Raw genomic sequence first — 12,160 nt, 5'->3', positions numbered from 1 at the left:
GCCGCCCGCCCGCCGGATCCGCCGTGCCGCGCAGCCATGCTAGCCCGGGATGTAGACGCCCGCGCCGCGGATCGCCTTGACCAGTTCGCGCGTCGACTGCTCCAGCGTCTTGACCGCCGTGTCATGGTCGCGGCGCGCGGCCTCGGCCTCCGCCTGGGAACGCAGGGTCGCGGCCGCCGCGAGCGCCTGGTCGACCATCGCGCCGACACTGGCCGTGCCGCGCTTTTCCTTCAGCAGCATGTCGACCAGCATCCGGTGGGTCTCGTTGCGATCGATCTCGTACTCGTATTCCTCGGCCTTGCTGGTGAAATTGAGCGACCGCACCACGGTGTCGCCATCGCGCAGGCCGATGGCCGAGATCTTCACCGCCATGTAGGCCTGGTCCAGGGTGCGGCGCGCCGCGCCCATCATCCCGCTGCGGGCCTGTTCGCCCGCCTCGGCCAGCAGCTTCTCGACCCGGCTGGAGACGTCGCGCGCCGACTGGCCCGAATTCTTCTCCGCGGCGACGCGCCGTTGCGCCTCCAGCAGGGCCCGCGTCGAAAGCATCCGCGCTTCGAAGTCGGCGCGCTCCTTGCGGCCGGAGACCTGCTCGGCGGCGGCCTTGCGCACGGCGGCGAACATGGCGCGGGACGCCTCGTCCAGCAGCTTGCTGGCGCTCTCCAGCTCCTCGCTGCGCAGGGCATCGCCGGCCCGCGCGTGCAGTTCGCGCGCGCGCGCCCGGTCGGCGACGGCCGCGGCGTCGCCGCTGGCCTCGATCTGTCTGGCGCCGGACGAGGTTTCGATCAGCGTGCGGGTCGAGGTCAGCTTGCGTTCCAGCTGGCTGCGGTCCGGCGGCAGGGTCTGGGCCGCGCTCGCGACCGCCGCATAGAGGGCGAGCGCCACGAAGGCGCCGCGCAGGTACAGGTCAAGCAGGCGTGCCATCACTGGCCCCCCATGGTTTGCGGCACCACCAGGCCGCTCGCCTGGAGCGCGCTGCGCAGCGCGTAAGTGCCATCGACGACATGCCCGATCGCCGCGGCGAGATCGCGGCCGGCCACGGCCTCGCCGCGCTCGCGCAGTTCGCGGGCTCGCGCCACGTGGCGCTGGACCACGGCGACCGCCTCAGGCGCGGGCCTGAGCTCCGCGAGCGCGAGCGGCACCAGCCGCTCGAAGCTGCGGTGGCGCTCGAGCTCATGATCGAATTCCTCGCGGCGGTTCGCGAAGCGGGTGCCGTAGACGAGGGTCTGGCCGGCCAGCCGCGACGATGCTTCCTTCATCAGGAGCATGAGTGCCAGGTCGAGTTCCTGGTTGGCTTCGGAGTAACGCTCCGCCGCCGCCAGGCCGACGGCCCGCTGCACGTGGACGTCCGCCTGCGCGACGACCCCGGCGAGGGGTTCGGCGCCCGGCCCGGCCGCGGGCTGGCCGATCTCGGACGTGCGGCGCAGCGCGGCCACGCTGTCCTCCAGCTGCATGTAGCGAGCCCGGTCGGCCACCCGGCGCACGCCCGAATCCGGCACCAGCTGCTGCGCGCGGCCGATCTCCCAGATGGCCTCGTTGAGCAGGGCGTCGGCGCGCGGCAGTTCGCCCACCGCGGACAGGGAGCGGGCACGCACGGCCAGCTCGCGCGCGGCGCCCAGGTGCCGCTGCGCCTGCTCGCTGCCGCTGGCCAGCACCCGCGCCGCGACCGAGGACTGGCCCAGGAGCTTTTCGAGCATCGAGATCTTCTGCTCGATGGTCTGGAGCGACACGCTCCGGCGGACCGGCGCGCCCGGCTGCGCGAGGCCGTCCTGCGCCAGCTGCGCGAGCGTGAGGACCAGCGCGGCCTTGGTCCACCAGGCAGTCACATTGCTCATCGTCGTGTGCTCCGTGCCGCCGTTCCTATTTCGCCGCCTCGGCCGGGGCGGCGCCGGCGGTCGCCGCCACGGGCTTGGCCTTGGAATGGCACAGGCGGCACTCGGAGACCGGGAACGCCACCTTGCCGTGGCAGACGCCGCACGCTTCGCCGAGCAGGATGCTTGCCATGCTGATCTGGTTGGCGCCTTTCTGCGGCTTGAAGATCGCCGGGTGGCAGTTGGAGCAGTCGAGCCACTCGGTGTGCTGCTTGTGCGGATACACCACGTCGGGCATCGAGCCCTTCACTTCGCGCACGATGTTCAGGTCCATGACCATCGGCTGGACCTTGTCGTCGAGGCGATCGGCGCGCGGAGCGATCTTGTTCTCGCGCATCGACTTGACCCAGTCCACCCGGTTGCCCGCGTTGCTGCGCGGCAGTTCCTGGAACGACGCGAGCGGCGGCTGCAGGGCCAGCGTGCCGTCGTTCGTCGCGTCGTGGATTCCATCCTCCGCCGGCGGCCGATTGCGCTGGCTGGGGGCCCGCAGCAGCCGGTTGAACGAGTTGACGTTCGAGGGTGCCACGGCAACCGGCCTCGGCGTGGCGGCCGGTGCCGGGGCAGTGGCCGCCTGGGCCGGCGTGGCGGGCGCGGCCGCCGGCCCCGCCGCCTTGGCAGCCGCGGGCGCCGCCGCCGGCGCCTTCGCCGCCGCGTCGCCCATCATGTAGGCAATGGCGGCGGCCAGCTGGGCATCGGTCAGCGCCGCGTTGCCGCCCTTGGCCGGCATGGCGCCCTTGCCCGCTTTCGCGCTGGCCACGAGGGCGGAGAGACTGCCCCCGGCCCTGGCCTTCCAGGCCGCCGCGTCCCCCAGCTTCGGCGCGCCAAGCACGCCGGTGCCGTGGCAGGCGACGCAGGCCGATTCGTAGACCGCCTTGCCGGCCGGGTCCTGGGCGGCGGCGTCGGGCGCCGCGATCCAGGTCGAAACCGCCAGCATGGCGGCCACCATCCAGGTGCCGCGCCTCATGGCCGCTTCTCCTTCTGGGCCCCGCCCGGGATGACCAGCGAGTTGATCGTGCTCTCGTGCACCTGGGTCGGCGTGTTCGGCTTGCCGGAGTGGCACATGTTGCAGTTCTCGATGCTCCAGGCCACGTCGCCGTTGTGGCAGGCGCCGCAGAACTGGCCGTCGATCACCTTGACCATGTTGATCTCGTTGCCGCCGGCCTTGAACTTGAATCCGAGGTCGGCGTGGCAGACCTTGCAGCGATAGCGGATCCGGTGGAACCAGTGCGGGAACACGACCGGGCGCATGCCGGACGCGTCCGAGTAGTTGTTGATCACCACGTCGCCGTATTCGGCCCGGGCGTCGGGCGACAGCCCCGCCAGCGCAGCCACCGCCGCCAACAGCGCCAGCAGCAGCCGCCACCGGTGGCGCCACGGCCGCGCGCCCGTCGTTTCGAACATCATCAAGCTCCTCTTCCTTGCGCAACACGCGCCGCTTCAATTCCCGAAACTGCGCTGGATCCGCCACATCAGGAAATCCCGTCGCCGCCCGTCCACTTCCGAGAGGCGGACGATGAGCTGGGACTCCAGCCGGCCGATGGACCAGTCGAGGCGGTTCTCCCACGCACGGGTCTCACGATCGGGAATGGCGGACAGCATCCCTGGCTGGTGCAGCACATCCTGGGCCAGCTTGATCCGCGAGGAAAAGCGCAGGCGCTGAAAGCCGAAGAGCCGCTGGTGCCGGTACGCGAGTTCGCCGCTCGCGCCCCTGGACAGCACGCGTTGCGCGCCCGCCGGCAGCGCCGCGTCGACGCCGATGCGCTGGTCGGTGCGCTGCCACGTGAAGTCTCCGCCGACGGTCTGGTAGCGGTTGATGGCGAAGTTTCCGGAAAGCTGGAAATTCCAGAGCTGAAAACGGGCGGGGCCGCCGCCGAGGTCGGTGAAGTCGTTGTACGAGAGCCGCGCATAGCCGGTCCGGCCGTCGGCGGCGACGTTCCAGGCGGCCGAGGCGTTGTGCTGCACGCTCCGGTCGGCGCCCTTCGGCCCGGCCTGGCCGTCGCCCGCCTGGATCGAGAACGTCTGGCCCGCGTTCAGCAGCAGCCCGGACTGGCTCGTGAGCTGGAACGTGCGCGACACGCCGTGGCCGACCTGCAGGCCCGCGGTGCTCTGGACCGCGTTGCCCGCGTCGGCGGGCTCGCGCGCGGCCCCGTCGTCGTTCATGGAGACCGCGGCCGTCGTGCTGGCGAACCAGTCGTAGCGCAGGCCCTTGAATTCGATCGTGTCGCCCTGCCAGTTCGCCGCGAAGGCGCCCGCGAGGCCGGTGGCGGCGCCACCGTTGCTCCTGGTGCTGTTGGCGCTGCCGCTGGCGGACAGGCGCGCGTTGTGGGACAGCTCGTACGTGGCGCCCAGCGTGAGCCCCAGGCTGTCCAGGTCGCGGTCGCCCTCGCCGTCGCGCAGTGCCAGGCCGCGGACCGCACCGGTCAGCAGCAGCGGCGAATTGTCGCGGCGCAGCAGGCCGACGGTGGACCATTGCAGCACGGTGAGATCCGAGGGAACCGTGATCCTGTTCTCGAGGGACTGCGACCAGTTCACGGTGGTGTTCAGCGAGCCGGCGGCGCTCGGCGCGTAGTTGTGGCGCGCCAGCAGCGATCGAAATTCGGACCGCTCGTCGCTCATGCGCCGGCGGGTCTCGTTCCAGGCTGCGCCGAGGGTGAGGTCGTGGTATTTCCAGTACGTTCCGAAGTCCCCCGTCAGCGCATGCTGGGTATCCCGCACGCCGCGGGCCCATTGGTCGCGCCGGTCGAAGCTCGCCGCCAGCGTGTAGCCATTGGAGGCGGGGCGGTAGCGTTGCGAGAAGCCGATGTTCTGGGTGCGGAAGTCCAGCGAGGTCGGCGCCGCGGTATCGACCCGGCTGTCGCTGCGCTCGACGTGGAATTCGAAGGGAAAGCGGCTTTGCGGAAAGACCTTCACGCGCGCCAGTCCGGTCACGAACCGGTCGCGTGTCGCCGCCCGCGGCGCCTCGGCGAACGGCCCGGCCGAGCCGTCGGGATTCGCGCTCTCGGTGGCAAGACCGGCCGTGAAACCCAGGCTGCCGGTCGCCGTCGCGAACCAGGGCTGGTAGATATAGGTGTTGGCGAGCAGCGTGCCGGTAACCAGGTGCGCCACGGTCCGGCTTTCGCCGGTGGCCTGGCTCGCCCGCAGGTCATAGGAAACAGTGCCGGCCGTGACGATCGGCGCCCGGGTGAGGTTCAGGCCGAGGGCGGCCAGGCCCGACGCGGGCGGCTCGGCGGCCGCGGCGCCTTCGGACTCGGCGCGCCCGCCGGATGGCTGGGCGGCCTGCGTCGTCGCGCCACCGAAGGCGATCAGCCCGGCCAGCAGCGCGCGCAGTGGCTGCCGCGGGTACTTCATCCGGCACTTCTGCGTTGACTCAGCGCGGTGCGGCCTTCTCGTCCGCGGTGGCGCTGGTCGTCAGGGGCAGGAAACCGGAATCGTCGATCGTGGCGGGCGTCTCGCTGCGCAGCCGCGCGAGCAACTGCGTCCACGCCTCCTCGCCCTTGTCGCGTTTCCAGAGGTCGCGCGCGCGGGTCCTGACGACGTCCAGCGGATTGAGCCGGGCCGGCCTGCGCTCGTCGAGCCGGAATATCGCCACGCCTTCGAGCAGCACGACGGGTTCGCTCACTGCGCCGGGTTCCAGCTTGTCGAGCGCCAGCTGGGCCGGCTCGGGAAGCATGCCCTTGTGCTGGTAGCCCATGTCGCCGCCATTGGCGGCCGACGAGTCGCTGGAATGCTGGCGCGCCAGCTCCTGGAAGTCGGCGCCTTCGCGCAGGCGCTGCAGCATCGCGGCGCCCTCGGCCCGAGCCTCGTCCCACTTTGCCTGCGGCGAGGACGGCACGACGCCCAGCAGGATCACCGACAGCTTCACCTGCTCCGGCGCGGTGAACTTGTCCTGGTGGGCCTCCCAGTAGGCGACCAGTTCGGCCTCGGTCGGGTCGCCGACCGTCCTGACCTCCTTGCGGAAGGCCTCGAGGATGCTGTCGCGCTCCAGCCTGGCCTTGAGCGCCGGCAGGATCCGTTCGCGGTTGGCGCCCCACTGCGCATTGCCTCGATAGCGTTCGTCGTACGAATCGAGGGTGCGCTTGACGCTCTCGTGGTCGGGTGCGATCCCGCGCCGCTGCGCTTCGGCGGCGATCAGGATGTCGTCGACGATGCCCTGGCCGACTTCGCGCTGCAGCGCGGCGACGGCGCCGTCGGGCGCCTTGCCGTGATAGAACTTGCCGCGGGCGGCCTGGACGAAGGCCGCCTCGAACTGCTCGCGGGTGACCACCACCTCGCCCACCCGGGCGAAAACCTGTTGCGCCCCGGCCGCCGGGGCGGCCGCGCCGCCCGTGGCAGGGTCGGGGGCGGCGTGCGCGGACACGCAGGCCGCTGCGAGCAGCCAGCACGCGAGATGCCGGCGCGCACGCGCCTTTGCCGGCCGGCCGTGTTGATCTTTCGTCATGTCGTACTCCCTTGCCACTCGAAAAAAAGGGGCACGCGTGCCCCGGACTGCTGCCTTCGGGGGCCGGCGCAGGCGCCGGCCCGCGTTCACCTCACTTGATGTGGCAGGACAGGCACACCGAGCTGTAGGTGTTCGGGATGCGCAGGAACAGCGCGTTGTCGGTATGCGGGTCGTGGCAGCTCGCGCACTCGACGTACGCCGTGTCCGTGGTGCCGGTGCGCGCGTAGAGCCACATGTCGGTCTTCTGCCGGCTGCTGTCCGCGGCGGGAGCGCCGGTGCGGCCGATGGTGTCGGTATCCACCCACCACGCATCCGTGGCGTTGATGGTGCCCTTCGTGAACTGCACGTAGCCGCCGACCTCCTGCACGGTGTCGGCACGGCCGCCGGCGTACTTCATCCCGATCGGGTGGTCGTTCGTCAGGTCGCCGCCGATCTTGGCCACGCCGGTGATCAGGCCGGCGCCGCTCACGAGCGTGCCGAACGCCGCGCCGCCCGCGTTGTACCCGTTCGAGCCCGGCGCGTTGATCAGCGTGTTCATGGCCTGGGTGCCGTCGTGGCACGACAGGCAGGCGAGCGACACGGAACCGGGGGTCAGCGCGGTTCCCATGCCGCCCGAGACCGTGCCTCCGGTCAGCGTGGCGCTGGTGTACGGCGTGATCGTCGCGGTTCCGGCGAGCCGGTTCCACAGCGGTCCGCGCGCGACTTCCGCGGCGTGGGGCGTATGGCAGAAGACGCAGATTTCAGTGGAAGGACTGGCCGCGGCCCCGGTGCCGGCCGCAATCGTGTTGTTGCCGGTGCCGCTGGAGCCCAGGTTGTGCTTGGTCGTGGAGATGCCGCTTCCCTTCCGGGCCGCCAGCCCTGTCGACTGCGCGGACGCCGGCCAGTTAATGGCCGTTCCCAGCACGGCGACCACTACGCCCGCGACGACGACGGCCAGGCCGCGCTCGCGCAGGGACTGCCGACCCATCCAATTGCTCCAACTCATGTCCGATCTCCTAGAAGTTTGAAATCCAGCTCCGCGCCAACCGCAGACCACGTACGTCTTGATGCATCTTGTGTGCCAGCGTCCGGTAGGGCCATTCGCCCCGCGGAACCCCCTGCCGGTTGATCTGCGTCAAGCTTTCCCGGGCCACCGGCCCTGGCGCTTCCCGCTTCCAGGAATGCATGGCGCGCTCTTTCCTGAACGAAGTAAGAAAGCGCCCTAACGGGCCGGCGCCGCGGCCGGGGTCTGCCCCGTCGCCGCGAGCGGCGGCCTGGCGCCGGCCGAGGCGGCCTGTCCATAGGGGCTCCCGGCGGGAAGCGACGCCGGCCGGAACACCTCCACCTTGCGAAAGAACTGGTCGACCATGTAGATGCGCCCGTCGACGTCGACGGCGATGCCCGACGGCAGCGAGAACTTGGCCGGCGCATCCATGTCGCCACGGGCGCCGACGTCCAGCAGCAGCGTTCCCTCGCGGTCGAAGATCTGGAAGTTGCCGAAGCCCGTGTCGACCACGTACAGGTTGCCGGCCGCATCGGAAGCGATCTCCTTGGGACGCGAAAACTGGCCCAGCTGGATGCCGATGCCGCCGAACGTCTTGATGAACTTCCCGTCGGGGTCGTACACCTGGATGCGGAAATTCCCGCCGTCGACGACGTACAGCAGCCCGTCGCCGCCCACCGCGGCGTCGCGCGGAAGGTTCAGCTCGCCCGGGCCGTTGCCGCGCTTGCCGATGTCGAACAGCAGCTTGCCGCTTTCCAGGTCCAGCACGCGCACCCGGTGCTCGGCACTGTCGACGCCGCCGACGTCGACGACGTACAGCCGCTTGCGCGCGGAATCGATGGCGAGCCCGACCGGACGGCTCCAGCCGATGTCCTGCCCCAGTTTGCGCAGGAACTTGCCCTTGCCGTCGTAGACGTGGATCAGCTTCAGGGTTCCGTCCACGACGTAGAGGTTGCCGCGGTCGTCCAGGTCCATCCCGAACGGCATCCGCAGCGCTCCCGGCTCGTCGACGCCGATGCGGGTATAGGTCCTGGCGTTCAGGTCGAACAGCGCCACGTGGCGCGCCACGGTGTCGCCCACGTACACGCGGCCGTTGCGCGCCGCCACGCCATAGGGCTTGTTGAAGCCTTCGCCGGTGCGCAGCTCGCCGGTGACCAGCCGGCGCAACGCGCCGTCGCTGTCGTCCGGGACCACGTCGGCACTGGTGTGGAGCGACCGCTCCCAGACGATGCGGGCCGGCTCCGGCGCCGGCGGAAACACCGGCGTGACGAACGGCTTCGCGGCCTGGACCTGCGGCGCCTGCGCGCATCCGGCCGCGAACAGTGCCGCCGCCATTCCCACGACTGCGCATGCGAGTCGCGCTTTCGAGAATCCGGGCTTCATCAGTGACATGCCTCCAGGAGCGGAGCCGGCCTCCGTGGCCGGCGAGATGGCTTCGAAAACGCAAGGGTCATGCCATCGGTCAACCGGGGTGGCATCGAAGTTGCACCACCCCGCCGGTTGACGCCCTTGGGAGTTGAGATGTCGAGAGATTCAGGACCGTTGCGCCGCCGCCTCTGGCTGGGCGCCCTGCTGCTGCTGGGCGCCACCTGGCTGGCGTCGCCGGTGCACGCAGCCAAACCGCCGCCGGCGGGCCAGCAGACGCCGGCGGCGCTCTATCAGGCGCATTGCTCCGGCTGCCATGGCGACGACGCCGACGGGCGCAGCCTGGCGCGCAAGACCATGAATCCGGCCCCGCGCGACTTCACCACGCCGCAGGCGACCCAGGAGCTGACGCGCGAGCGGATGATCGCCGCGGTGAAGAACGGCGTGCCGGGCACGGCCATGGCCGGCCTGAAGAAGCAGTTGAGCGATGCCCAGATCGCGGCCGTCGTCGACCACGTCCGCGCCACGTACATGCGGCCCAGCGTGACCGACGCCAGCCGGGGGCGGCGCATCTACGCCCGCGTCTGCTCGGTCTGCCACGGCGACCAGGGCAAGGGGTCGATGTTCGCCAGCCCCAACCTGCGTCCGGCGCCGCGCGACTTCACGTCGCAGGGCGCCAAGGACGACCTCACGCGCGACCGCATGCTGGCCGCGGTGTCGCAGGGGCGGCCCAATACGGCCATGCAGGGTTACGCCCGCCGCTTCAGCCAGGAGGACCTGGAAGCGGTGGTCGACTACATCCGCGTCTCGATCATGCGGGTGCAGGAAGCGGAAGCGGCCCCGGTCGCGAATGCCCAACCCGTGCGGGGGGCGAAGGACTCCAAGAAGGCCTCCGGCCATGAGCACGGCGACCACGGCGGGCACGGGGACCCGAACGACCACGCGGCCCACGGGCATGGCGGCGACCATGCCATGGGCAAGGACGGCAAGATCGACATGAAGAAGCCGTTCGCCAACGGCTTGCGCGGCGATCCGGTGGCCGGGCAGAAGTTCTACGACGCCAACTGCGCCACGTGCCACGGCGCCAAGGGCGACGGCCAGGGTCCGCGCGCCTACTTCATCAACCCGAAACCGGCCGTATTCACCGATCCGAAGACCCGCGCCGGCATGAACCGCCCCGTGATCTACGACGGCGTCGCCCTCGGCCGCCGCGGCAGCGAGATGCCCGCGTGGGACAAGGTGCTCACGCCGCAGGAGATCGCCGACGTGTCCGAATACGTCTTCCGGACCTTCATCCAGCCGGGAACCAGGAATGTCGCCCGGAACAAGTGACTGCCGCCGCGTCCTGGGCCGGTTGCTGGTCCCGTTCCTGGCCGCCGCGCTGGGTGTGTTGAGCGGTTGCGGCGAAGCGCCCGCGAGTGCGCCCCCGGCGCCGGCGGTTCATGCGCCAGTCGCAGCGGCGCCCGTGGCGCCGCCGGCCGGGGACGCCCTCGAGCTCGGGCGCAAGATCTACAACTACCGCTGCTACTTCTGCCACGGCTACTCGGGCGACGCGAGGACGCTGGCGGCGACCTACCTCGAACCCAGGCCGCGCGACTTCTCGAGCACGCCCCCGCAGGCGCTGCCGCGCGAGCTGATGCTGGCGGTGACCACGCACGGCAAGGCCGGCACGGCGATGAAGGGCTTCCAGGGCATCCTGACGCCTCGTGAAATCGAGGCCGTGACCGATTTCGTGCGCGACGAGTTCATGGCCAGGCGGGCCGAGAACACGCGCTACCACACCAGGGAGAACGGCTGGCCCGACCACGAGCGCAACCAGGTGGCGTTCCCGTTCGCGCGCGGCGACATCGCGATCGACACGCCTTGGGAGCAACTCACGCAAGACCAGCAGCGCGGCAAGCGCCTGTTCCTGTCCGCCTGCATCACGTGCCACGACCACGGGCGGGTGCAGAACCCGGGCACCCCGTGGGAGTCGCGCCCTGTTTCGTTTCCACGCGACGCCTACTGCACGAGTTGCCACACGGACACGCCGCGTTCCGAACCCCAGGGCGTGGATCATCCGCGGCCGGCGACGCACACCTTCGCGCAGGCGAACGGCAGCGTCCCGGTGCGCCTGCCGCAGGCCGCGGGACCGCGCGTCGGCTCCGCCTACCTCGTGCACGACAAGCCGCCGGTGATCGCCAATGCCACGGCGCTCGAGAAGAAGGGCGAGCACCTGTTCCAGAAGAACTGCGCTTTCTGCCACGCCGGCGATGGCACGTCCAAGGGCTGGATCGGCAGCTTCCTGGAGCCGCATCCCCGCGACCTGACCAGCCGCGTGGAAATGCGTGGCATGACCCGCGAGCACCTGCACAAGTCGATCGCCGAAGGCTTGCCCGGCACCTCGATGCCGGCCTGGAAGGAGGTGCTGGCCGAAGGCGACATCGACGCGCTGATCGCCTACATCTCGCGCGCCTTCCACCCCATCCCGGGCGTGCGCGGCTCGTAGCGTTCGCCCAATGAAAACGCCGCGCACCGCGCGGCGTTTTCATTCCGGAAGGCCGCCGGCCGGCGGCCCGCCCGGCTACTTCACGGTCGCCAGCATGTAGTCGACCGCGGCGCCGATTTCCTCGTCGGTCAGCGCGGCGTTGCCCGCCTTGGGCGGCATGGCGCCCTTGCCGGCCTTCACCGAAGCCACCAGCGCGGCCTTGCCGCCACCGGTGCGCGGCGCCCAGGCGGCCTTGTCACCGAGCTTGGGCGCATTGGCCACGCCGGCGGCGTGGCAGGCCACGCAGGTCTTCTCGTACACGGCCTTGCCGTCCGCGGCGCTTGCCACGGTCGCAAAACCCATCGAAACAACGGCCACCAGGCCGGCTGCTGCCCACTTCATTGGATGCACTCCATCACGGTTGAGAAAGTACGGCTCCTCATGCAAGCCCCGTGCCTGCGCTGGTGCGCGCAGGCGCCTCGCGCCCGCCTCCAGAGGCTCCCGATGGAGGGAAATTCGCCGCGCGGCTTCCTGGGAGCGGGAACGAGCCGCCGGCGGCGGGGAGGCGGGCGGTGCAACCGACTGCATCTTGTGCTTCAATCACCCTGCCCAGCAAATGGAATTGCCGAGGCGATATCGAGAGCGGCTTCATGAATTCCCCGATCGCGGCCGGCGCACTGCGCGCGACGTGCCAAGCCTGGCGGCTCCCCCTCGTCGCGCTGCTGCTGCTCGCGGCGGGCTGCGAGACGGCCCGCAAGGAGTGGCGCGAAGGCCCCACCGAGGCGGACTCCATCGCCAGCGGCAGCGCCGCGACCCGGCGTGAGGTGGCGATGAACCGGCAATGGCAGCAGCAGCCGTTTTCCAGGCTGCGCGCGGCGCTGGGCGAGCCCGTCCTGCTCATGGACATTCCGGGCGGGGGCAGTCCGCCGGGAATGGTGGCGGTGTACCAGGTCGACCCGGCTACCGGCTGCCGGGACGCGTTTGCCCTCGTGTTCGGGCAGGATCCGGTCGTCCGCGTCTATCACTGCCGCTGATCGCGG

General features: G+C 70.7%; 12 protein-coding genes. 3 read left to right on the top strand and 9 right to left on the bottom strand.

Annotation, left to right across the window (positions count from 1 at the left end; all coding sequences use genetic code 11):
• Window positions 1-39 precede the first annotated feature (39 nt).
• From RAMLITH_RS14010 to RAMLITH_RS13975, 8 genes are all read right to left on the bottom strand, one after another.
• A complete protein-coding gene (locus tag RAMLITH_RS14010; protein ID WP_202883269.1) occupies window positions 40-921 on the bottom strand; it encodes a hypothetical protein in 882 nt (293 codons plus the stop codon).
• On the bottom strand, window positions 921-1,832 hold the full coding sequence (locus tag RAMLITH_RS14005; RefSeq protein WP_168108032.1) for a hypothetical protein: 912 nt from the start codon (window positions 1,830-1,832) through the stop codon (window positions 921-923). Before RAMLITH_RS14005 ends, RAMLITH_RS14010 begins: the two co-directional genes overlap by 1 nt.
• A 25-nt stretch (window positions 1,833-1,857) precedes the next feature.
• On the bottom strand, window positions 1,858-2,832 hold the full coding sequence (locus RAMLITH_RS14000; protein WP_238344184.1) for a c(7)-type cytochrome triheme domain-containing protein: 975 nt from the start codon (window positions 2,830-2,832) through the stop codon (window positions 1,858-1,860).
• Complete coding sequence (locus tag RAMLITH_RS13995; RefSeq protein ID WP_238344200.1) at window positions 2,829-3,272, bottom strand: c(7)-type cytochrome triheme domain-containing protein; 444 nt, start codon at window positions 3,270-3,272, stop codon at window positions 2,829-2,831. The genes RAMLITH_RS14000 and RAMLITH_RS13995 overlap by 4 nt, the downstream gene beginning before the upstream one ends.
• A 33-nt stretch (window positions 3,273-3,305) precedes the next feature.
• Window positions 3,306-5,216, bottom strand: a complete 1,911-nt coding sequence (locus RAMLITH_RS13990; protein ID WP_168108031.1) for a hypothetical protein — start codon at window positions 5,214-5,216, stop codon at window positions 3,306-3,308.
• A gap of 19 nt (window positions 5,217-5,235) precedes the next feature.
• On the bottom strand, window positions 5,236-6,306 hold the full coding sequence (locus RAMLITH_RS13985; protein ID WP_168108030.1) for a peptidylprolyl isomerase: 1,071 nt from the start codon (window positions 6,304-6,306) through the stop codon (window positions 5,236-5,238).
• Between the two features lie 91 nt (window positions 6,307-6,397).
• Complete coding sequence (locus RAMLITH_RS13980) at window positions 6,398-7,291, bottom strand: cytochrome c3 family protein (protein WP_202883268.1); 894 nt, start codon at window positions 7,289-7,291, stop codon at window positions 6,398-6,400.
• Between the two features lie 216 nt (window positions 7,292-7,507).
• Window positions 7,508-8,623, bottom strand: a complete 1,116-nt coding sequence (locus tag RAMLITH_RS13975) for a 6-bladed beta-propeller (RefSeq protein ID WP_202883267.1) — start codon at window positions 8,621-8,623, stop codon at window positions 7,508-7,510.
• Window positions 8,624-8,809: 186 nt separating this feature from the next.
• Between RAMLITH_RS13975 and RAMLITH_RS13970 the strand changes: the two genes are divergently transcribed.
• Together RAMLITH_RS13970 and RAMLITH_RS13965 are read left to right on the top strand one after the other, a co-directional pair.
• Window positions 8,810-9,985, top strand: a complete 1,176-nt coding sequence (locus RAMLITH_RS13970; RefSeq protein WP_168108028.1) for a c-type cytochrome — start codon at window positions 8,810-8,812, stop codon at window positions 9,983-9,985.
• Entirely contained in the window at window positions 9,966-11,141 is a 1,176-nt protein-coding gene (locus RAMLITH_RS13965) for a c-type cytochrome (protein WP_168108027.1), read from the top strand. The genes RAMLITH_RS13970 and RAMLITH_RS13965 overlap by 20 nt, the downstream gene beginning before the upstream one ends.
• A gap of 75 nt (window positions 11,142-11,216) precedes the next feature.
• Here RAMLITH_RS13965 and RAMLITH_RS25780 read toward each other — a convergent pair whose 3' ends face one another.
• Window positions 11,217-11,522 (bottom strand): c-type cytochrome, encoded by a 306-nt coding sequence (locus RAMLITH_RS25780; protein ID WP_420376909.1) that lies wholly within the window; start codon window positions 11,520-11,522, stop codon window positions 11,217-11,219.
• Window positions 11,523-11,770: 248 nt separating this feature from the next.
• On the opposite strand from RAMLITH_RS25780, the gene RAMLITH_RS13955 reads away from it, so the two are divergent.
• Window positions 11,771-12,154: a hypothetical protein gene (locus tag RAMLITH_RS13955; RefSeq protein ID WP_168108026.1), complete on the top strand. Its 384-nt coding sequence runs from the start codon at window positions 11,771-11,773 to the stop codon at window positions 12,152-12,154.
• Window positions 12,155-12,160 lie beyond the last annotated feature (6 nt).

Origin of the sequence: Ramlibacter lithotrophicus (assembly GCF_012184415.1) — a bacterium.
Taxonomy (GTDB): Bacteria; Pseudomonadota; Gammaproteobacteria; order Burkholderiales; family Burkholderiaceae_C; genus Ramlibacter; species Ramlibacter lithotrophicus.
The sequence above is the reverse complement of the archived record's forward strand: the minus strand, read 5'-3'. Positions and strand labels throughout refer to the sequence as shown.

Coding starts and splice junctions, on each gene's coding strand:
- RAMLITH_RS14005 (WP_168108032.1), bottom strand. CDS start 1,832: ATGAGCAATGTGACTGCCTGGTGGACCAAGGCCGCGCTGGTCCTCACG.
- RAMLITH_RS13985 (WP_168108030.1), bottom strand. CDS start 6,306: ATGACGAAAGATCAACACGGCCGGCCGGCAAAGGCGCGTGCGCGCCGG.
- RAMLITH_RS13970 (WP_168108028.1), top strand. CDS start 8,810: ATGTCGAGAGATTCAGGACCGTTGCGCCGCCGCCTCTGGCTGGGCGCC.
- RAMLITH_RS13965 (WP_168108027.1), top strand. CDS start 9,966: ATGTCGCCCGGAACAAGTGACTGCCGCCGCGTCCTGGGCCGGTTGCTG.
- RAMLITH_RS13975 (WP_202883267.1), bottom strand. CDS start 8,623: ATGGCGGCGGCACTGTTCGCGGCCGGATGCGCGCAGGCGCCGCAGGTC.
- RAMLITH_RS13990 (WP_168108031.1), bottom strand. CDS start 5,216: ATGAAGTACCCGCGGCAGCCACTGCGCGCGCTGCTGGCCGGGCTGATC.
- RAMLITH_RS13980 (WP_202883268.1), bottom strand. CDS start 7,291: ATGAGTTGGAGCAATTGGATGGGTCGGCAGTCCCTGCGCGAGCGCGGC.
- RAMLITH_RS13955 (WP_168108026.1), top strand. CDS start 11,771: ATGAATTCCCCGATCGCGGCCGGCGCACTGCGCGCGACGTGCCAAGCC.
- RAMLITH_RS13995 (WP_238344200.1), bottom strand. CDS start 3,272: ATGATGTTCGAAACGACGGGCGCGCGGCCGTGGCGCCACCGGTGGCGG.
- RAMLITH_RS14010 (WP_202883269.1), bottom strand. CDS start 921: ATGGCACGCCTGCTTGACCTGTACCTGCGCGGCGCCTTCGTGGCGCTC.
- RAMLITH_RS25780 (WP_420376909.1), bottom strand. CDS start 11,522: ATGAAGTGGGCAGCAGCCGGCCTGGTGGCCGTTGTTTCGATGGGTTTT.
- RAMLITH_RS14000 (WP_238344184.1), bottom strand. CDS start 2,832: ATGAGGCGCGGCACCTGGATGGTGGCCGCCATGCTGGCGGTTTCGACC.